The sequence below is a fragment of the Cellulomonas fimi genome (assembly GCF_012952065.1).
GTDB classification, from domain to species: Bacteria; Actinomycetota; Actinomycetes; order Actinomycetales; family Cellulomonadaceae; genus Pengzhenrongella; species Pengzhenrongella fimi_A.
In genome coordinates, this window is the sequence record NZ_JABCJJ010000003.1 from 40285 (window position 1) to 60517 (window position 20233).

17 protein-coding genes and 1 pseudogene are annotated in these 20233 nt (G+C 73.6%); 5 read left to right on the forward strand and 13 right to left on the reverse strand.

Annotated features, from left to right (window positions below; genetic code table 11):
* Positions 1 to 149: 149 nt before the first annotated feature.
* The 5 genes and pseudogenes from HIR71_RS02975 to HIR71_RS02995 all read left to right on the forward strand — a co-directional run bounded on the left by HIR71_RS02975 (position 150) and on the right by HIR71_RS02995 (position 6260).
* Positions 150 to 515 carry a hypothetical protein gene (locus HIR71_RS02975; protein ID WP_249051518.1) on the forward strand — a complete coding sequence of 122 codons (366 nt, stop codon included), beginning with the start codon at positions 150 to 152 and terminating at the stop codon, positions 513 to 515.
* Positions 516 to 928: 413 nt separating this feature from the next.
* Positions 929 to 4579: a MobF family relaxase gene (mobF, locus tag HIR71_RS02980; RefSeq protein ID WP_169323298.1), complete on the forward strand. Its 3651-nt coding sequence runs from the start codon at positions 929 to 931 to the stop codon at positions 4577 to 4579.
* On the forward strand, positions 4576 to 4938 hold the full coding sequence (locus HIR71_RS02985; RefSeq protein WP_169323300.1) for a hypothetical protein: 363 nt from the start codon (positions 4576 to 4578) through the stop codon (positions 4936 to 4938). Before mobF ends, HIR71_RS02985 begins: the two co-directional genes overlap by 4 nt.
* Positions 4939 to 5161: 223 nt before the next feature.
* Positions 5162 to 6047: pseudogene (locus HIR71_RS02990) on the forward strand (transposase); the annotation flags it as partial.
* Between the two features lie 33 nt (positions 6048 to 6080).
* A complete protein-coding gene (locus HIR71_RS02995) occupies positions 6081 to 6260 on the forward strand; it encodes a hypothetical protein (protein WP_169323303.1) in 180 nt (59 codons plus the stop codon).
* A 96-nt stretch (positions 6261 to 6356) separates the two neighbouring features.
* On the opposite strand, the gene HIR71_RS03000 is transcribed toward HIR71_RS02995, so the two are convergent.
* The 13 genes from HIR71_RS03000 to HIR71_RS03060 form a co-directional block, all read right to left on the reverse strand.
* Positions 6357 to 6701, reverse strand: coding sequence for a hypothetical protein (locus HIR71_RS03000; RefSeq protein ID WP_169323305.1), 345 nt, complete (start codon positions 6699 to 6701; stop codon positions 6357 to 6359).
* A 222-nt stretch (positions 6702 to 6923) separates the two neighbouring features.
* Positions 6924 to 8030 (reverse strand): ArdC-like ssDNA-binding domain-containing protein, encoded by a 1107-nt coding sequence (locus HIR71_RS03005; RefSeq protein WP_169323307.1) that lies wholly within the window; start codon positions 8028 to 8030, stop codon positions 6924 to 6926.
* A 7-nt stretch (positions 8031 to 8037) separates the two neighbouring features.
* Complete coding sequence (locus HIR71_RS03010; RefSeq protein ID WP_169323309.1) at positions 8038 to 9291, reverse strand: transglycosylase SLT domain-containing protein; 1254 nt, start codon at positions 9289 to 9291, stop codon at positions 8038 to 8040.
* Positions 9288 to 11114, reverse strand: a complete 1827-nt coding sequence (locus HIR71_RS03015; RefSeq protein WP_169323312.1) for a type IV secretory system conjugative DNA transfer family protein — start codon at positions 11112 to 11114, stop codon at positions 9288 to 9290. The genes HIR71_RS03010 and HIR71_RS03015 overlap by 4 nt, the downstream gene beginning before the upstream one ends.
* Positions 11111 to 12253, reverse strand: a complete 1143-nt coding sequence (locus HIR71_RS03020; protein WP_169323314.1) for a DnaB-like helicase N-terminal domain-containing protein — start codon at positions 12251 to 12253, stop codon at positions 11111 to 11113. Before HIR71_RS03020 ends, HIR71_RS03015 begins: the two co-directional genes overlap by 4 nt.
* The gene (locus HIR71_RS03025; RefSeq protein WP_311836049.1) at positions 12250 to 13596 is read right to left on the reverse strand and encodes an ATP-binding protein; all 1347 of its coding nucleotides are present in this window, start codon (positions 13594 to 13596) and stop codon (positions 12250 to 12252) included. The genes HIR71_RS03020 and HIR71_RS03025 overlap by 4 nt, the downstream gene beginning before the upstream one ends.
* Positions 13593 to 15020 carry an SCO6880 family protein gene (locus tag HIR71_RS03030; RefSeq protein WP_169323315.1) on the reverse strand — a complete coding sequence of 476 codons (1428 nt, stop codon included), beginning with the start codon at positions 15018 to 15020 and terminating at the stop codon, positions 13593 to 13595. Before HIR71_RS03030 ends, HIR71_RS03025 begins: the two co-directional genes overlap by 4 nt.
* Positions 15017 to 16108: a hypothetical protein gene (locus HIR71_RS03035; protein ID WP_169323317.1), complete on the reverse strand. Its 1092-nt coding sequence runs from the start codon at positions 16106 to 16108 to the stop codon at positions 15017 to 15019. The genes HIR71_RS03030 and HIR71_RS03035 overlap by 4 nt, the downstream gene beginning before the upstream one ends.
* A 1-nt stretch (position 16109) precedes the next feature.
* Positions 16110 to 16436, reverse strand: coding sequence for a DUF6112 family protein (locus tag HIR71_RS03040; RefSeq protein ID WP_249051519.1), 327 nt, complete (start codon positions 16434 to 16436; stop codon positions 16110 to 16112).
* A 290-nt stretch (positions 16437 to 16726) separates the two neighbouring features.
* The gene (locus tag HIR71_RS03045; protein WP_169323319.1) at positions 16727 to 17392 is read right to left on the reverse strand and encodes an NAD(P)-dependent oxidoreductase; all 666 of its coding nucleotides are present in this window, start codon (positions 17390 to 17392) and stop codon (positions 16727 to 16729) included.
* A gap of 242 nt (positions 17393 to 17634) precedes the next feature.
* Complete coding sequence (locus HIR71_RS03050) at positions 17635 to 19017, reverse strand: amidohydrolase family protein (RefSeq protein WP_169323321.1); 1383 nt, start codon at positions 19015 to 19017, stop codon at positions 17635 to 17637.
* Complete coding sequence (locus HIR71_RS03055) at positions 19014 to 19412, reverse strand: RidA family protein (protein WP_169323323.1); 399 nt, start codon at positions 19410 to 19412, stop codon at positions 19014 to 19016. The genes HIR71_RS03050 and HIR71_RS03055 overlap by 4 nt, the downstream gene beginning before the upstream one ends.
* A 52-nt stretch (positions 19413 to 19464) precedes the next feature.
* Positions 19465 to 20229 carry a FadR/GntR family transcriptional regulator gene (locus HIR71_RS03060; RefSeq protein ID WP_169323325.1) on the reverse strand — a complete coding sequence of 255 codons (765 nt, stop codon included), beginning with the start codon at positions 20227 to 20229 and terminating at the stop codon, positions 19465 to 19467.
* Positions 20230 to 20233: the final 4 nt, after the last annotated feature.

The window sequence follows — 20233 nt, forward strand, 5'->3', positions numbered from 1 at the left end:
TGCGACGGAGGACCTCCGTCCACTCCACACCCTGCGGCAACGCCTCTTTGAAGCCTTCTCCACGAAATGGCGACAGTCCCACACTTCGGACGGTTCGACAAGGCCGGCGTTGCCTACATCGAGCACCCAAAGCGGGTCGTGGGCACTTGGTGGACCCCACCAACGAGCAGATCGCCGTGGCCTGGCTCCATGATGTCGTTGAGGACACGCCTACCACCCTGGAGGATGTCGAGGTGGCCTTCGGTTCGGTGGTCGCGGCGGCAGTCGACGCAATGACGCATCGCCCTGGGGAGCCTAGACTCGACTACTACGCCATGGTCAGAGCCAACTCGCTTGTCCTCACGGTGAAAACCGCGGACTTGGCGGACAACACCGACCCCATACGGCTCGCTGCCCTCCCGCCAGAGCTCGGCGCCCGACTGGAAGCGAAGTACGCCGTCGTCCGTCGCGAGCTCTCTTTTCCCGAGCACGTGAGTCCCGTGCATGCCTCGAGAACCACGGACGGCTGCGGCTGACCGGCGATACTCCCAGCGAATCCAGTCTCGGGCGCAACGCCGACCCGTAGGTCGTACGTCGGGCGCTCGCCCGTCGGGGACCGGAGAACGCGTTGGTCACCGAGGTATTCACCCCGCCGGACGTGCTGCGGCGGGCGGTGTTCCTTGGCGCTGTTCTTGTCACAGCGCTCAGAGCGGACACCTCTCGCTCACCCGGATCGCCGAGGGCGAGCGGACGCATCTGCTGCCCACCGACCATTGCCATGCTGCTCCGCCAGACGAGTCCTGCGGAGGCAGAAGCCTGCAGGACTCGTCTGGCATTTCCGGTTCCGGCCATCGCGCGCAGCCTGGTCTTCTCCCCCGCGCCGGCACCCCAGTTCCTGACGCGCCCGCACGCCCGCGGGCAGCGCGCGGAGGGGGTCGCGGTGTTGTCGATGCACCGGCTGACCGCCGGGGCCGGGTACCGGTACCTGCTGCGGAACACCGCCTCGGGCGACTGCGACCGCTCCGGCGCGGGCGGGTTGACGGCGTACTACACCGAGACGGGGAACCCGCCTGGCCGGTGGCGCGGGTCGGGCCTGGCCGGGCTGGCGGGCGGGGACGGGGTGCGGGCCGGCGCGCTCGTCACCGAGGAGGCGATGGCGCACCTGTTCGGCGCCGGCCGAGACCCGGTCACCGGCCTGGTCCTGGGGCGGGCGTACCCAGTGTTCGCCCCGGCAACCGACCGGATCCGCGACGCGGCCGCCCGGCTACCGACGTCGATGGGCGCGGTGGAGCGGCAGGCCGCGATCGAGACGATCACCAAGGTGGAGCTAGCCAAACCGACCCGCACCGCGGTGGCCGGGTTCGACCTGACGTTCACCGTCGCGAAGTCCGCCTCGACCCTGTGGGCGCTGGCCGGCCCGCGCACCCAGCAGGCGGTCCTGGACGCACACCGCGCGGCGGTGACCGACGCGCTGACGTTCCTGGAGGACACCGCCCTGTTCACCCGAACCGGCACCGACGGGTGCGCGCAGGTCCGCACCCGCGGGATGATCGCCGCCGCGTTCGACCACTGGGACACCCGCGCGGGCGACCCGAATCTCCACACCCACGTGGTGCTCGCCAACAAAGTACAAGGGCCCGACGGGGCGTGGCGGTCGGTGGACTCCCGCGCCCTGCACCACGCGGTGGTCGCCGTCTCCGAGCTGTACGACAACCTGTTCGCCGACGAGCTCACCCGCCGCCTGCCCGTGGCGTGGAGGTGGCGCGACCGCGGCCCCAAACGGACCCCAGCCTTTGAACTGGACGGAGTCAGCGACGACCTGCTCCGGGTGTTCTCGACCCGGTCGGCGCAGGTCGACCAGGCCATGGTCGACGCCCTGGCCACCTTCACCGCCGACCACGGCCGCGCCCCGAACCGGATCGAGATCACCCGGCTGCGGCAGGTCGCCACCCGGGCCACCCGTCCGCCCAAGCACGTCCACCCGCTCGGGGAGCTGCTCGCCACCTGGCGGCACCGCGCCACCACCGGCGGCCACGACCCCGACCGGGTGGTCGGCGCCGTCCTGCACCACCCCACCGCGGGACCGGGGTGGGCCAGCACGGAGGTGCCCGACGACGTCGTCGGACACCTCGCCACGGCCACGCTGGAGCAGGTGATCACCCGGCGGTCGACATGGACCCGGGCCAACGTGCTGGCCGAGGCCGCCCGGCAGACCCGCGGGCTGCAGATGGCCACCGTCTCGGACCGGCACGACCTGCACACCCGCGTGGTTGACCGGGTGCTGGCCCGGTGTGTGAGTCTGGCCGCCCCCGAGGTGTTCACCGTCCCGGCTGAGTACCGGCGTCCCGACGGGACGTCGGTGTTCACCCGGGTCGGGGAGGACCGGTACACCGACACCCGCGTCCTGGACGCCGAGTCCCGGCTGCTCGCCGCGACCGGCGACCGCACCGCGCCGGTCGCCCCGGAGGACGATGTCGCGGCCGTGACCGGCTCCCCCATTAGCCGCACGAGGCACCGCGGGCAGGTCACCCTCGCCGCCGACCAGCGGGAGGCCGTCCAGGCGATCGAGACCTCCGGGCGGCGCCTGGACGTGCTGGTGGGCCCGGCCGGCACCGGGAAGACCACCACCCTGCTCGCGCTGCGCCGCAGCTGGGAACGCACCCACGGGCCCGGCAGCGTGATCGGCCTGGCCACGTCCGCGACCGCTGCCGGCGAGCTCGCCGACGCGCTCGGGATCGGCTGCGAGAACACCGCGAAATGGCTCTACGAGTCCCACGGCCCCGGCGCCGCCGCCCGCCGCGACCGCATCGCGGACCTCGCGCAGTCGCTGGCCCAGGCCGACGCGCGGACCGGTGGGCGCCGGATCGGGCAGCTGCGCAGCGCGCTGGCGCGGGCCAGGGCGGAGCAACAGGGGTGGGCGCTGCGCCCGGGGCAGCTGCTCATCGTGGACGAGGCCTCTCTGGCCGGGACCTTCCAGCTGGACGCCCTCACCGCGCAGGCCACCGCGGCTGGGGCGAAGGTGCTGCTCGTCGGGGACCACGCCCAGCTGTCCGCCGTCGACGCCGGCGGCGCGTTCGCCCTGCTCGCCGAACGCGGCCACCCGGCCACGCTGCGCACCCTGTGGCGGTTCCACCACCCCTGGGAAGCCCACGCCACCCTGCTGCTCCGGGCCGGCAACCCCCGCGTCCTGGACACCTACGACGACCAGGGCCGCATCCAGGCCGGACCCGGGGAGGTGATGCTCGAGGAGGCCTACGCGCACTGGCGCGACTCCGCCGCCGCCGGGCACACCGCGATCCTGCTTGCCGCCGACCAGCGCACCGTCGACGCCCTCAACGACCGCGCCCACACCGACCGCGTCACCGAAGGCGTTGTCGCCCCCCATGGCATCACCACCCCGACCGGCGTCACCATCGCCACCGGCGACCGGGTCGTCACCCGCCACAACGCCCGCCACCGGCGCGTGCCCACCGGCGGCTACGTCCGCAACGGCGACCTGTGGGACGTCACCGCCACCCACCCCGACGGAGCCCTCACCCTCACCCGCGTCACCCGCCACGACGCCCCCACCGGCACGACGTCGGGGGCCCGGTCGTCGCGCCCCGCGGTGCGGCTCGACGCCGCCTACGTGGCGGCGCACGTCGAGCTCGGCTACGCCACCACTACCCACCGCACCCAGGGCGTCACCGTCGACCACGCCCACGCCCTGGCCGCCCCCGGCATGACCCGGGAAAACCTGTACGTCGCCATGACTCGCGGCCGGCACCTGAACAACGTGTACGTCGCCATCGACGGGGTCGACCCCACCTGCGACGCGCTGCCCGACCCGCACGGCACTTCCCCCGGCCTCGACATCCTCGCCCGCATCCTGGCGACCAGCGGCGCGGAGATCTCCGCCACCCAAACCCTGGCCCGCGCCCAGGACGAGGCCGGCTCCCTGCACCGCCTCGCACCCATCCACCACACCCTCGCCACCGACGCCGCAACCCGCCGTTGGCGCCCGCTGCTACCCACCTGCGGACTGGACCCCGGCCAGGTCACCGCCCTCTGGGCCTCCCCCGAACGCCCCGCACTCATCGGCGCCCTGCGCCGCGGCGAAGCCCGCTGCCTACCCATGCAACGGATCCTCACTCAGCTCGTGCGCGATCACACCGAAGCGCACGGCCGCACCCGTGGGGCCGACGTCGACCTCGCGACCGCCCTCACCCGCGCCCTGACGGAGTTCCTGGACGCCGGGCGCCCGACCCGCGACCCGCACGAGGCCGATCACGTCGGACCGCTCGAGCCCATCGACCCCACCGACCCGGCAGCCGACCCGATCGGCCAGCTGGACGCCCTCATCACCGCACGGGTCTCGACCCTCACCGCCCTGGCCATCGCGACCCACCCCGCCTGGATGCGGCCCCTGGACCCCGAGCCCGACCCCGGCCCCGAGCACCAGGCCTGGACCGCGGCGGTCGCCGCCCACGTCACCCACCGCGACCTCCACCAGCTCACCGAACCCGGGCAGCTCGCCCCCCGCACCGGGCCGCCGCCGCTCGCGCTGGCCACCGCGCCACACACCGCCCGCCACCACGAAGCCAGGAGCATCCACCGATGACCACAGACGACACAACCCCCCGACTCCGCGCGCCGCTCGGTCCTGCCGAGCCGATCTGCTGGCCCGTCTACGACGACCAGGACCACGAGCAGATCATGCTCGCCGAGGTCGGCGAATGGGTCGACTGGATCCGCTGGCGCTACACCCTCGACCACCGCACCATCCCCACCTGCTGGCCCCAGCACGGCGCCCTCATCGAAGAACTCTCCGCCCTGTACACCGCCTGGCAGACCGCCTACACCAACCCCGACGGCACAGCACCCCTGCTCTGGATGAACCACTTCCACGCCGCCCGCGAACGCCTCACCCAATGGGTCGCCCGCACCGGCTGCCGACCCTCCGAGCACCGAGTCCAGTGAGCAGGCATCCGGATCTGCCTGCGGGCTCAGGTCCTCGCGAGGCACTCTCCGCGCGGTCGTCGTGGACTGAGGGTGGTCGTAGGCGGCATCGCTGGTCCCTTCCACCCCGCCTAACCTCGGCCTTTCACGGTGGTCGCGTGCCGTAGACGTGAAAAGTGCTCCTGAACTGGGATGATGTGTCTTGCGAGGGACAGATCAGCCGAGTTCGAGGAGCACCTTCCAGGTGATGAAGCGTAGCGGGTTCTATCCGCGGTTGGTCGTCGACGCGGACGGCGGGTCGGCGGTCGGGCAGGCCGGTGGGGTGCTGCTGACAGGTGCGGTGCGGGCCAGTGGTCTGGACGTCGCGTTGAGCGCCGCGCTGGCGCCGTGGCGGGCGCGGTTCGCGACGCACGACCCGGCCAAGGTGCTGCTCGACCTCGCGGTGACACTCGCGCTCGGCGGGGACGCCTGCTCGGACCTGGCCACGGTCCGCGCCGAGCCGGCGGTGTTCGGCCAGGTGGCCTCCGACCCGACGGCCTCGCGGACCCTGGCGCGGCTGGCAGGCGACGCGGACAAGGTCCTGACCGCGATCGACGGCGCCCGCGCGGCCGCCCGGGCGCGGGTCTGGGACGCCGCCGGGGCCAACGCGCCGGACCACGACCGAGACGCCCGCCGCCCGTTGGTGATCGACCTCGACGCCACCCTCGTGACCGCGCACTCGGAGAAGGAGAACGCGGCGCCCACGTTCAAGCGGGGGTTCGGGTTCCACCCGTTGTGCGCGTTCGTCGACCACGGGCCCCAGGGCACCGGTGAGCCGTTGAGCATCCATCTGCGCCCGGGCAACGCCGGGTCGAACACCGCCGCGGACCACCTGCAGGTCATCACCTCCGCGCTCGCCCAGATCCCCGGTCCCACCCGCGGCAAGTCGGTCCTGGTGCGCATCGACGGCGCCGGCGGCTCCCGCCAGGTCATCGAGGCCCTGACCCGCCGCCGGCCTGGCCTACTCGGTCGGGTTCACGCTCCCGGAACACAGGCTGCTCGCCTGGTACTCCCTCATCCATACTCCGCCGGCCCACCTGACGACGCCCTGGACCGAGTTCGCTCGGGTCTTGAGGCCGGGCGCGTTCCTGCTGACCGCCTTCCAGGCCGGCCAAGGTGAACGTGTGAATCGATCCAGCGCGTACGGGCACGCCGTGCCACTGACCAACTACCGCCACGACCCGAAACACATGAGCACCGTGCTGAACGACGCCGGCTTCGACGTCCAGACCTACCTGCACCGCTCACCGGAAGGGCACGAGAAGACGCCCCAGGCCATCGTGCTCGCCCGACGGCGCCACTAGGTCAACGACCGGTCATGCCGCACCGAGGGCGGCTACGCTCGCCCGGATCCGCCGCGGCGCGGGGCGCTCGCCGAACGCGCGTCTGCGTAAGGCGGTCTATTTCTGGGCACCCCGCGTCCACAGGGCCGCGTCGAGAAGTCGCAGCCGACCGTGGTCGGGGCGGACGTCGGCGTCGTGTCGCAGCTGGTCCGCCAGTGAGTCGATGGCGTCGATGACCGCCCAGTCTCCGATCAGCGCCCGGAAGACCTGGTAGTCGATCTCGTGGTCGCCTCGGTCCTTCTCGGGGATGAGGCCGAGGTACTCGCAGGCGACGTTGTGTCCTGCACCGGGAAAAGGTCCGTCGCTTGCGGGCGCGGAGCTTGCTGGCGGTGACCCAGGCGTTCGGGTTCCGCGTCGCCGGTGCGACAGCGCGGACCGCACCTTCATGTAGAAGTCACTCATCGCCGTCAGATCGCTCCATGGGGTCGTTCGGCGGGGAGCTCGAGGACGGTGGACCCGGCGACGTTCCGGTCGCCGTCGTAGTAGCGGGCCAGCCGCTCGAATGGGCGGGCGCTGGGCGTGGTTGCTGAGCGCCATGAGCGCCTGCTCGACTGCGTGCTTGATCAGCGGTGCTCCAGCGACTGACGAGAGGTCGGGAGCTGGCTGTCAAACCTCCAGTGTTCATCATGGCGGTGGTCGTCGCACGTCCGAAGCGGGCCGGGCCGGGAGTTGAGTGCTCTCTATTCGGATCAGCGTGGGGATGGGTGCGTGGGCAGGCGTAGCGTCGCGGCCTGCCACGGCGCCTGCACTGTTGTCCGGCGCTCGCGGGTCGGATCGCGGTGCCGGAGTTGACGTCACGGCCAGCTCGCTGGCCGGCGGCGTCGGCAACGGGAGCAGGTCGCCGATGGCGCGGGCGGTGGTCAGTGCGGTCGTGGCCGTTGTCCGCAGAATGTTGAGATCACCGTCGCTCCAGCCGGCGAGGTAGGGCACGGAGTACGTGGTGGAGTCGAGGCCGGCCTGGGCGGTGACGAGGTAGGCGATGGACTCGGCCTCGACCTCGGCGCGGCCGCGGCAGGCGTGGTCGTGGGCGTAGGTGGGGAACCGGTGTTCGTGGTCGGCGTGGACGTGGCCGAGCTCGTGGGCCAGCGTCTTGACGGCCTGGACCGGGTCGACGTCGTCGCGGATGCGCACCGTTCGGGTCGCGTAGTCGGTCCACCCGTTGGCCCCGCGACAGGCCCCGCGCTCGAGACGGTACCCGTCGGCCGCCAGGATCTCGGCGAGGTGGTCCCACAGGTGCTCGGGCGCGGTGCCGCGCAACAGTTCCGGGGCCACGTCCGGCAGCGGGTCGCCCTCGGTCTGGGTGAGGTCGAAGACGTGCACCACCTTGAAGCCGCGCAGCTCACGGCGGGTGACCGCCGTGTCGGCGTCGGGCGTCATCGGACGGTGCTCCGAACCGGCGCCCACGGTCGGCGCCGGGACGCCGGCGGGGGCGTGGTGGTCCCGGGTGCGGTACACGCAGGGGGCCAGGATCGCGATGCCGTGCTCGCCCTTGAGGACCCGGCGGCCGAGGGAGTTCCACGTCCTGATCCCGGCCACCCGGGTGGCGTCGGGGCGCTGGACGGCGATCAGCAGCACGTTCGACGGCGAGTAGTCGGGGAACCGGGCCGCCACCCGCAGCATGGTCGCCCAGGCCGGGGAGGAGGTCAGCGCCTCGACGGCGGCGATGAGCTGGTCGTGCAGGGCGGCCAGCCGCTCCTCGGAGGATGGCCAATCGCGGCGCGCGGTGCCCACGGCCACCTCACCGCCCCGACGGTGCGGGGTGGACCGTCCCGGTCGGGAGCAGTGCCCCCTGGCAGACCGGGGTGGACCAGCCGATGTACCCGGTGCCGCGCAGGTACATGGCATCGAGGCGGGCGAAGGACAGCAGGTAGACCCCGCCCTGGTTGCCGGTGGCGGCGTCGAACACCTCGTTGGCGGTGACCAGGATCTTGTCGGCGTCGCAGCCGGGGTCGGCCTGCACGACGATGGACACGTGCCCGAAGGGCCGTCCGGTGTTCCAGTACACGAACGATCCCAGGGGTGGGCACCGGTCGCCGGGGCGGGCCCGGCCGGTGGCGACCATCTGGGCCCAGTGGGCCTTCGCGGAGGGGTACCCGGAGGTGGCGTACCCGTAGGCGCGGCACGCGAGCCGGTCGCACAGCTGGCGCCACCCGGAGCTGACCCCGACGTAGGACAGGGCGGTGCGTACCCCGGTGGCGACGTCGCTCGTGCTGTTGTCGGGGACCACCACGGCCGAGCTGTCGGCGCCGAGCTGGGGCAGGCACCCGGTGCCCACCACCGCCTCGGGGGGGCGGGGGGCGGCGGGCACCGGGGCGTTGGTGGGCGCAGGGGCCGGGGCGGGGTCGAGGGGTTCTTCGGCGGCCCCGGAGGTGGTGTCCACGGCCCAGGCCGTCACCCGGTCGTTGACGGTGGTGATGAACCGGGCGGTGATGGCGGGCAGGGCCGGGTAGGTGCGCAGCCGGGACTCCCCGGCGTTGTGGGCGATGATCAGCGCGTCGAGCTCGGGCAGGGCCGAGGAGGCCCAGTCCGGGTGCTCGGCCCGGATCTGGCGCACCCCGTTCAGCCGGGTGCACAGGTAGGTGCCGGCAACGGTGGCGTGGATGTCGGGGTCGCGCACGTCCCACTGCCCGTTGCGGTCCAGGTCGGCCGACCAGGGGTGGCCGTACGCGGCCTGCCAGATGGACGCGTTGAGCTGGAACAGTCCCCAGGTGCCGCCGTTGACGTCGTCGGCGTACGCGTCCGGGGAGAACCCGGACTCCTGGGCCATGACCGCCGCGATCCAGGTCTCGGGCAGGTCCGGGCAGGCCGCCTTGGTCGCGGCGACCCACGCCCGGGCCGGCGCGGGCACGGGCGCGCTGTCAGCCAGCGCGCCGCCGGCGGAGGTGGTGATGCACGCGGACGTCGTCGCGCCCAGCGTCAGGGCGGTCAGCAGGGCCACCGCGGGCACCACCCCCAGGCCCAGGCCACCGAGGGCGAGCAGGGACTTCTTCACCGGGGCACCTCCGTTGTCGCGTGCGCGGCAGCAACTTCGACGGCCGTTTGGTCGGCGCGCAGCCGGGGCGCGTCGGGTCGCCCGGTCCAGGGTTGTAGGTCGATGACCACGGGGCGGGTCTGGCGCAGCAGCAGGATCCCGGTGCCGAACGGCAGGGTGCGCAGTGCGGCGGCTGGCAGGACCGGGACGGTCCGGACCGAGGTGGAGGAGGACCGGTCCCCGGTGCGGGCGCGGGTGCGTGTCTCGGTGAGCTCGTCGATCTCCCCGAGCAGGCGGGCGACGTCGTCCAGGTCGCGGTACTTCGCCAGCCCGCCGAGGACGATCTTGACGGTGGCGGCGTCCCAGAGGGTGTCGGCGGCGTGCTCCCCCCACCGGTGGCGGGCCTGGGCCAGGGACTGCAGGACGGCGAGGGTGGTGATGCCGGTCCCGCCACCCTCGGCCATCAGGGAGGGCAGGGACGGTAGCGGGGTGAGGTTGGCGATCTCGTCCAGGGCGAGCAGCAGTGGTGGGTCCAGGCGTGCGCCGGGTGAGCGGGCGGCCAGGGCGCGGGCGGTCTCGGTGATGTCCTCCACGAACGCCGCGAGCAGCGGGGCGCAGGAGGCGGAGGTGACGGCGGCGGCGAGCAGGTACAGGGTGCCGGACGCGCGCAGGAACGCGGCCGGGTCGAACCCGTCGCGGGGTCCGGGGTCGACGGCGGCCAGCACGTCCGGGTCGGCCAGGGCGGCCAGGGACTGACGCACGCCGAGCCAGATGGAGTCTCGGGTGCGGGGGTCGGCGTGGATGGCGGCGTCCAGGGCGTCGGCCCACCCGTCCGCGGCCGCGGTGGCGCGGTTGAGGATGGCCACGGCGTCCTCCGCGAGGACCGGGTTGAGGGACCACCGGTACAGGTCGACCGCGCGGCGCCCGTCCAGGGCGGCGGCGTGCAGCAGGCAGCGCAGGGCGGACTCGGTCTGCCCGGCCCAGAAGTCCGAGTCCGACACGCTCGCACCGAAGCCCGCGCCCGCTGCGAGCCCGCGGGCCCGGACCAGCGCGGTTCGGGGGCTCTCACAGCCGCGCACGGGCGACCAGCGCAAGCCGCCGGGCAGGCCGGCGAGACGCTGGGGGTCGAAGACCGCGACCGGGCCGCGGCGGGCGCGAGCGTGCAGGGTGACGGCGAGGTTGTCCGGGCGGGTCGAGGTCGACACCACCGGGCCGGGCGCGTCCAGCACCCACGGGATGACGACGTGCAGGCCCTTGCCCATCCGCGGTGGGCCGACCAGCAGCGCGGAGTCCTCCACCGAGCACCACAACTCGGTGCCGCCCACGCGCCCGAGCCGGTACCCGACGTCGCCCGCCCCGACGCCGGGCCCCACGGACGGGCGCACCACGCGGGCTCGGCGCAGCAGGGCGGTCTTGCCGGCGGCGGACTGCGCTTCGGCGCGGGTGGCCAGTCCGGGCAGGTGCCGGATCCGCTGCACCGCGGACACCGCCCAGCTGGCATGCCGCGACCACCATCGCCATGACAGCACCCCGACGGCTCCGAGGCCGGCGACCACGAGAGCGCTGGTGGCCCAGTACAGGCCCGGGTCGGGCACCGCGTCCGGGTTGCCCCAGGCCCGGGACGGTGTGGCTGGCTGCCGAAGCGCACCGAGCGCGGCCCGGATCCCGCCCTGCGGAAGGTCACCGGAAGCGAGCAGAGTTGCACCGGCGGCACCGACCCACAGGACCGCGCCGAGCGTGAACACCGCGGCCGCGGCCGTGAGCAGCCAATCGGTCCAGTCCGACGCTGCACCGCTCCCGGGCGTCGCTCCGTAGCGGGGCGGTCGGCGTGGGGGCGGCCTCATCCCGTCACCGGTCCGACGGGTGGCTGATCAGGACGGGGGCCGCGGCGGTGCTGGCCCTCGTCGAGGCTTGTGGCGTGGCGCCGGACGCGCGGCCCTACGGCGTCGGGCATGACCGAGGAGAGCACGTTGAGGGCCTGCACCAGTCGGATGCCGGTCTCGAGCAGGTCGACGACCTGGGTGCCGGGGTTGGCCGCGCTGGCCCGCAGTACCCGGGCGCCCGCGTGGGCCAGCAGCCGCAGCTGGTCCCCCGCGACGACGCGGCGCAGGTGGCCCGGCACCGAGGACTCCTCCGCCGCGACGGCGTCGCGCAGCTCGGCGGCGTCCGGGGCGGTGCCGGTGCGTCGGGCGGTGCGCAGTACTGCCGCGGCCAGGGAGATGGGGTCGATGGTGCGCCCGGTCTCGGCCATCTCGCCCAGGGCCAGATACACCGTGCGCCACGGCTTGTTCAGCAGCCGGTCCGGGCCCAACCACGCGTAGGTGGGGGCGATGGCGGTCGGGTGGGAGGCCAGGCAGGCGACCAACCGGGCCTCATGCGAGCGCGCCTCGGCGCGGTCGAGGGCGGGGCCGTGGTTCAGGACCTTGTCGGCGGTGCGCCGCAGCTCCAGGGACGCGGCGCCGGCCTTCAGCTGCGTGGGCAATTGGTCGACGAAGTGGCCGATCTCCTCCCCGTTCGCCAGCGCCCACCGCTCCCCCGCGACCAGGTACCCGGCCCCGACGATCCGCAACGCCGCATGCAGCGGCTGGGCCTCCAGGTTCGTCGCGGCATGCAGGGCGGCGGCCTCAAGCAGGACGCCCTGGGCAGCGATCTCGCGGCGGACCCCGAACTCCACCACGAGTCGGGCGTGCGGGCGGGCGTCGGGGTTCGCCGGCACGCACGCGACCAGGTCGTGGATCCGCACGATGTCCGCCAGGCGGGAGCCGTGCCGGGCCACCAGGTCCACGCCGAGGCATTCGACGTCCAGGGGGCGCCCGGCGACGTGCGCTTCGCGCAGCGCGGCCCACACCATCCGGTGCCACGGGTCGGCGAAGTCCTGCCCGCGCACCCATGCCTCCACCTCGGCGAAGGGGGCGGGGTCGAGCAGGAGTCCGCCGAGGGTCGCCTGCTCGGCAAGGTGGACGACGTCATCGGTCCGGATCATGACGGGACCTTCCCGGTGGGGTAGGCGCGCATGGCGGCGTCGGTGTCGAACAGGGCAGCCTCGTCGGGGTGCAGGTGGTGGTGCACGACGTGCGAGCGACGGGGCAGCTTCCACAGCCCGGTCCCCCGACCCAGCGCGGGCAGCAGGTCCCGTTCGGTGCCGGTCAACCCCAGCGCCGCGGCGGTCGCGGCCAGCTGGTCGGTCTCCTGGCGGTAGATCACCCGGGTCGAGCAGTCCGCGAGCAGCCCGGCGGCGATCGCGCGGGCCTCGGTGCCGGCGTGCCCGACGGCGTCCAGGTCGGACAGGCGGTGCAGGATCAGCAGGTTCGCGATCCCGTACGCGCGGGACAGCTTCCACTGCGCCTGCATGCGCTGCACCAACGCCTGCGAGCGCATCAGCCGCCACGCCTCGTCGTAGATGACCCACCGCGGCCCCGCCCCGGGTGCGGCCAGGGCCGCCTCGAGCCACGCGGAGGTGCACGTCATCGCCAACGCCAGGGCGTCCTCGTTGGACCCGAGCCGGGACAGGTCCAGGGCCACCATCGGCGCGGCCGGGTCCAGGTGCCCGGTGGACGGCCCGTCGAACAGCCCGGCGAGGTCCCCCCGGACCAGGCGCCGCAGGCCGTGGGCCACCTCCCGCCCCTCGGCGGTCCGCTCGACCGCGGTCGACCCGTCCGCGCGCGCGGCGTCCGGGTCGGGTGCGGCGAGGGCGTCGATGACGTCGGGCACGGTCGGGGCCGGGCGGCGGGCGGCGACGGTGACGGCGGCGTCCAGTGCGCCGTGCTCCGCCGGTCGCAGCGGGCGACCCAAGGTGGTCTCGGCCAGGGCGACCAGCAGCCGCGCGCGCCGCCCGTGCACGGCGGCCGGGTCGCCGTCGCCGGCGTCGAGCGGGTTGAGCCGCACCGCCGACCCCGGCCCCAGGGCCAGCACCACCCCGCCGACCGCCCGGGCCACCGCGGCCCACTCCCCCTTCGGGTCCCCGGGCACGTAGACGCGCCGCCCGGCGGCGATCGACCGGACCGCCAGGGACTTTGCCAGGGCGGACTTGCCCTGCCCGATCACCCCCGCCAGGAGCAAATTCGGGTTGGTCAGCTCACCGGCCGCGTACAGGTCCCACGGGTCGAAGCAGAACGGGCCCCCCGTCAGCGCGTCGGTCCCGACGAGCACCCCGCGGTCCAGGGCCGGGGCGGTCAGGAACGGGTAGGCACCGGCCAGGGTGGCCGACGACGCCCGGTGCGGCGCCAGGCCCAGCCCGCGCCACGCGGTCAACCGGCCGGGCGCGGCCCGGAACCGGCGCGGGCGTGCGCCGCGGCCGCGGGTCAGGTGCTGGTCCGGGCCACTCACAGCGCACCCCGGGCCAGGGGCAGCGCGCCCGCGGCGTGGGCCAGGCCCTGCTGGCCGACCAGGCGGCGGACCTCGCACAGGGACTGGGCGGCGTCGGTCTCCATCGCCGCGCAGCCCGCGGCCAGCTCGGCCGCGGTGGAGACGGTGACGGTGATCAGGGCGGTGAACCGCAGGTCACCGTGCCCGGCGACCAGCTCGGCCTCCCGGCGCAGCAGGTCGTCCAGCTCGGCGCGGGTCGCCTCGTCCTCGACCTGCCCGACCCGGACCCGGTGCGCGGCGTCCGCGGCGTGCTCGACCTTGCCGCGGCGGATCTCCCGCAGCGCCCGCGCGACCGGCACCGGCTCGGCGATCAACGACACCGTCCGCCGGGCGCCGGGGGCAAGCAGCAGCGGGCGCAGGAACCCCGGATCGGTCTCCGTGCGCGGCCACTGCGCGACCCAGTACACCGCGTGCACCGCGGTGTCGGTGCGCAGGCGGTCCCACTCCTCCGTCGCGCCCGTCGGCCCGGGCAGCCGCACCGGCAGGTCGACCGGTGCGGTCTCGGCGCGGGCCGCCGCGTCGGGGGCGTACGCGCGACGCAGCACACCCCCGAGCGCCTCCGGGCGCACCCACGCGTCCAGGTGCAGGTCCGCCCCGACCAGTGCCTCCCCCAGCGCGCCCAAGGTCAGCTCGAGCGTGGCGGCGGCCTCGGGTCGCAGGCCGCGCCCGAGGTGGCGTGGTGCGCGGACCGCGACACTGATCAAGGTCTCCTGCCGGGTCGCGCTCGACTGCACGTTCGCCACCAGGGCCGCGACCACGCCGTCGGCCCACGACCCGGCCCCCGCATCGTGGGCGGCCCACCAGCGGCGCACCGGGTCACCCCCACCCGGTACCGCGCGTTGCAGCACCTGGACGCGGACCACGGCCGACTGCTGGCACCAAGTCGCGAGCACCCGGCCCCACCCGGCGACCTTGCGGTCCTGGGTTACGGCGTCGTCCAGCAAGAACCCCGATCCACTGACCCGGGCGATCGCGGTCACCGTCCCGGCCCGGCGATCCAGCACCAGCGCGGCCCCCGACGTCGGCGCGGCGGTGACCATCAACGTGCCGGGGATCCCCGGCAGCGTGAGCGTGCGGGCGTCGGGCACCCGGCGGGTCGAGACGACCAGGGTCGTGCGCCCGAGGAAGCGGCGGGCCCGCCACTCGGCGAGCAGCGGCACCCAGGCCACCACCGGCCGGCCCGCGACACTGACCGTGCCCGCGACCAGCAGCGGCAACCAGACCGCGGCGCTCACCACCAGCCCGCCCGCCCCGCGCGAGTACACCGCCCCGGTCGCGATCGCCAGCCCCGCGGCGACGACCGCGACCTGCGGACCCGACAGGCCCAGCAGCAGCCCGCGCCGCTCCAGACGCCCGAACCGGGCCGCGGCCGGGCCGGTGCTCATCGCGGCTCACCGCCCCGGACGCCACCTGCCGCGCCGTTGACGGGGAGCTGGGGTGGGCGGGCGGCCTTGGTCGACCCGATCGAGCCGATCAGCTTGGAAGTACCGATCTGTTGGGCCAGGTGCATCCCCGACCGCCCCGCGGTCCGGGCGCCGGTGGTGACCGGGCTCGCCGCGACGGCGGAGTTCATCACCGCGGCGGCCTCCATGCCCGACCAGTGCAGGAACCGCCACGTCAACCACGGGGCCAGCACCGCGATCGACAACAGCAACAGCCCCACCAGCACGTCCGACAGCCCTTGACCGGCGGCTGGCGCCGTGGTCTGCCCGGTGGTGGTCGGTCCCACGCCGGCGAACGCCGACGCCCCCACGACGAACACCACCACGATCGCGACCTTGCAGAACACCAGGGCGGCGACGATCTCCAACCAGCGCCGGGTCCAGATCCGGGTCTGGTCCCACGCCGACCCCGCGAACGCGATCGGCGCGAACACCGCGATCAGCAGCAGGGCCGCCTTGCGGAACACCATCACCCCCCACAACGCGATCAGCCCCACGATGAGCAGGAACCCGACAACCAGCTGCAGCCCGGGCCCCAGCACCGTGGACATCGCCACGAAGTCGAAGAACCGGGACACCGCCGCCGAGACGGTCGTATCCGCCGACGCGGCGATGAACGCACAGATCCCGTCCACCGCGCTCAACGCCAGCTGGGTGACCGCCAACGCGAGCGCCGACCCGACCAGGGCCTTACCGACCCCTACGACGGCGCGGGCCAGACCGCCCGGCTCGCGGCGCAGCACCGAGGTCAGCACCTGCACCACGAACAGCCCGACCACCACCGGCAACGCCACCGCGGCGATCACCGCCACGTTGCCCCGGAACCACGCCGCGGTCAGGTCGATGCCCGTCGTCTCATCCAGCGACCGGTACGACGCCTGCGCCACCTGCTCCGCCGCGTCCAGGAACGCCCGGCCCAACCCGCCCAGCATGTAGTCGCTGGCCGCCGTCTGCACCGACCCGGTGACCGCCCCGGCCGCGCAGGCCGGGCTCAACGGGACCGCGCACGGGTCCAGGGCGGAGACTGGCATGTCAGATCCCCGCGCCCAGGCCGGAGAAGAACCCGATGATCGCGTTCGCCCCGCCGATCAGGATCGCGCCGCCCGCGGCGACCAGCACGCCGGTCTTCCCGCTCGAGGCGTGGGAGTAGTTCCCCTGCTGGTGGGCAACCGCCCACACGATCACCGAGATCACCAGGCCGGCCACGCACGCCACCAGACCCCAGGTCAACAGCGCCCCGACGATGCTCCGGACCACCTCCAGGCCCGGCAGCCCGTCGGTGTTCGGGGTGATGCCCGGATCCTGTTGCGGAAGCGTGGCGACGTCCCGGATCGCACCGTGCACTCCCGCTGCCCACATGAACCCGCACCCCCACCTGACGGTTCAGAGCCGCTTCCTTCTGGCGATTCCTTATCTGCAGGGGTGCAGTTGCGGCCTACAACACCGGGCTACACGAGCACGTACCGTCCGGCGTCTGTCAGGGCGGGCCGGGAGCGGGTTCGTCGTTGGTCACACGGGGTGACCCAGGCACGGACGGCTGGGATCATCCGCAAGAGCGGCGAAGCAGCCGGCGTGGGTCGATCAATGACTCGACCGCGGCGGCTCGACGCGATATTGGTGGGGCGGCCGCGCATGTCGGTGCGGACCCCTCAGTAGCCGTCTTCGATCACGCCCGTGGGCTGTGCGCCCGCCGCGATACGGGTGAGGTTCTCGGCGACGCGGCGAGCGAGCGCGGGCCAGCGCAGCGAGGTCGGGTTGGCGGAGTGCGAGCTCACGATCACGCGGTGGTGCGTCCAGAGGGGATGGTCGACGGGCAGGGGCTCGGGGTCGGTGACGTCGAGCACCGCGCCGCCGAGGTGTCCGTCGTCCAGGACGCGGAGAAGCGCGGCTGTGTCGATCGCCTCGCCGCGACCGACATTCACGACGCAGCCGTCCGTGGGCAGGGCGCGGAGGGCCGCTTCGTCAACGAAGTGTCGGGTCGCAGGAGTGGCCGGAACGGCGAGGACTATGTCGTCGACACGTCGCCACACCTCGCGTGCGTGTGCGGTGGCGACTGTTTCGTGCGCTGCCTCGACGGGCTGGCCGGTCCGGGTCACGGCCAGCACGGTGGCCCCCAGGGTGACCAGTCGGTGCATGGCCGCGGTACCGATCCCGCCACCACCGACCACTGCCACGGTTCTCTGGGTAAGCGGGCGATAGCCGATCGGCGACCACCGATCCTGGTGGGCGTGCTGGATGAGCCGGTGAACGGCTGCCAGGAGGCCGGCGACCGCATGTTCCGCGACGTGGTCGGCGTAGACGCCGGCTGCCGACATCCAGACCCTGCCGTCGCTCGTCCGCCCGGATCGGACCCACGACTCCACCCCGGCCGCGGGGAGTTGCACCCACCGGACCGAGGGTGTGAGCTGGTCGTCGATGCCAGCTGGACGACTCGAGGTCCAGACCACCAGGTCGGCCGGCTCTATGTCGGCGACCACGACAGCACCTGCGGCGGTCACGGCGCGGGCGATGACGTCCGGTTGCGCGGGTGCGATCCGGACCCGTATCGCGATCGGTGTCATGCGGTCATCCGCGCGTGCCGGGCCACGAACCGGCCCCGGGCCGGCAGGTCGGTGAGCTCGCCGTCGGCCACAACCTGCTCGCCGCGTAGGAGGACGTGCCTCGGCCTGCCCTGACCCTTGCCGTCGTCGTAGAGCGAGAAAGTGTCCGGCGATGAGCGCCGGAGGTCGCTGCCGGCCCAGCGGGCATCGGGGTCCCAGAGCACCAGGTCCGCGTCGGCGCCGACGGCGATCCTGCCCTTGCCGTCGAGCTGCAGCGCCCGCGCGGCCCGCTCGCTGCTGGCGCTCACGACCTCGGCAGGCGTGAAACCGTGGCGGTGGATGCCCTCGCTCCACAGGAACGGGGTTCTGGCCTCGATGCCGGGCGCGCCGGCGGGGACGTGGCGGTGGTCGTCGGTGCGGGCGGACTTGCTCGTGGTGGCGTACGCGCAGTGGTCGGAGCCGACCGTGGTGACCGCGCCGCTGCGCACCGCCGCCCAGAGCGCCAGCCGGTCCTGGTCCCCGCGAATGGGCGGTGAGATCACGTACCGCCACGGGTCGGGCCCGGTGAAGACGGAGTCGTCGTGGACGAGGTAGTGGGTGCAGGTCTCGGCGAAGACGTCGCTGCCGGCCCGGCGAGCTGCCTCGACCGCGGCCAATGCTTCGTGGCCGGAGATGTGGAAGATGTAGACCGGGGTGCCGATACGGCGGGCGTAGAGGGCCACCATGCCGATCGCCTCGGCTTCGGCGAGTGCGGGCCGGCTCGCCGGGTAGTCGCTGGCACCCAGACGCCCGAGCGTCTCCTGCTCGTGCAACGTGGCCGCGAGGAGCTCGTGGTTCTCGGCGTGGAACCCGGGCAGGCCCCCGTGGCGGGCGATGACGTTCATGAGCTGCCATGCCGCGCCGTCGTCCACGCGGCGGTCCTGGTAGGTGGTGTACATCTTGAATGAGGTGAAGCCGTCGGCGATCACGTCGGGCAGCGCGTCCAGGACGGGGCGGGACGCGTCGGGCAGGATCGGGTGCAGGGCGAAGTCGATGGCGATGGTTGACCCGAGGTGGTCGGCGCGGTCGTGGCAGGCCCTTCTCAGGTCGTACCCGGGTTCGCCCGGCGGCACGAAGTCCACGACCGTGGTCGTGCCACCGAGCAGCGCGGCGCGGCTGGCGCCGAGGGCGCCGTCGACCGTGCGGGTGCCGTCGTAGGGCCAGTCGATGTGGGTGTGGGTGTCGATCCCGCCGGGGGTGACGATCAGTCCGGTCGCGTCCAGCTCGTGCTGGCCCGCTGCCGGTGCACCAGGTGCGAGCAGGGCGGCGACACGCCCCGCGCGGATCCCGACGTCCATTGGGGCGCTGTGTCCGCCTGCGACGACGGTCCCGCCGCGGATGACGGTGTCGAACCAGGTCACGCTGCTTCCTCCGGGGTGTCGCGCACGGCCCAGGCCTCGATCTCGAAGCGCAGGCCGCCTGCCAGGGCGATGCCGATCGTGCTGCGGGCGGGCAGCGGGTCGCTGAAGAACTCCTGGTAGATCAAGTTGAACGTCGCGAACGTCGAGATGTCGGTGAGGAAGCAGGTGGTCTTGACGACCCTGTCGGGTCCGGTGCCCGCCGCGTCGAGGACGGCCATGAGGTTGCGCAGCGCCTGGCTGACCTCGTCCTCGAAGGCATCGGGCAGCTGTCCGGTGGCGGGATCGGCGCCGACCTGGCCTCCGGTCACCACGAGGTGGTCCCAGGCGATGGCCTGGGAGTAGGAGGCGCTGGGGGCAGGGGCGGCGGCGGTGACGATCTGGGTGAGGGCGGGCATGACTTCTCCTGAGCGTGATGGGTCTCGATCCGGGGGTGAAGGAAGATCCGAGCTATCCGGCGGGTACGGCGCGGCCGGCGAGGAGGAAGACGGCGATCGCCTCCTGCATCGAGGGTGTGACGTCGATCGTCGCGTCACCGATCAGTCGGTCGAGGTGTCTGACCATCGCCGCCTCGGCGGCGTCCGGATCTCGGGACTCGATCGCGTCAAGCAGGTCGTGGTGCTCGTGGGTCGAGCGGCGGGTGGTGCCGCGGCTCTCGGTGATGACATCGAGCACCTGCTCGAGGTGGTCGAAGCGGGGGTCGAACACCACGCTCGCCAGTCCTCGCAGCATCCGGTTGGGCACCATCTCGGCCAGTGCGCGGTGGAAGTCCACGGCCTTGCGTCGTCGCTCGTCGTCGGTCTCGATGGACGACTCGTGCCCGACGAGCAGCGCACTCAGGTTGGCGACGTCGGCGTCCGTCGCGGCCAGAGCCGCGGCACGTGCGATCTCGCGTTCGACGCCGCGGCGGGCGTGCAGGAGGTCGGCGACGTCCTGAGCGGTTCGTAGCTCGAGGGATCCGAGCTCTTGGCTCCAGCGCAGCTCGTTCGCGAACCGGTCGGCCGCGGCCCGGCCGTCGCCGGTCAGGATCCTGCCCTTGCCGCCCGGGGAGTGGGTGAGCCCGCGGGCGTCCAGGCGCCGCAGCAGCCGGCTGAGGGTCGACTCGCTCAGACCCTCGAGCGGACCGTCGAGGCGCTTGCTGATCTCGCGGGCGCCGACCGGCTGAAGGTCGGCGATCAGCGCGAGCAGCGCACGCTCCCTGGGATCCTCGTTCATGACG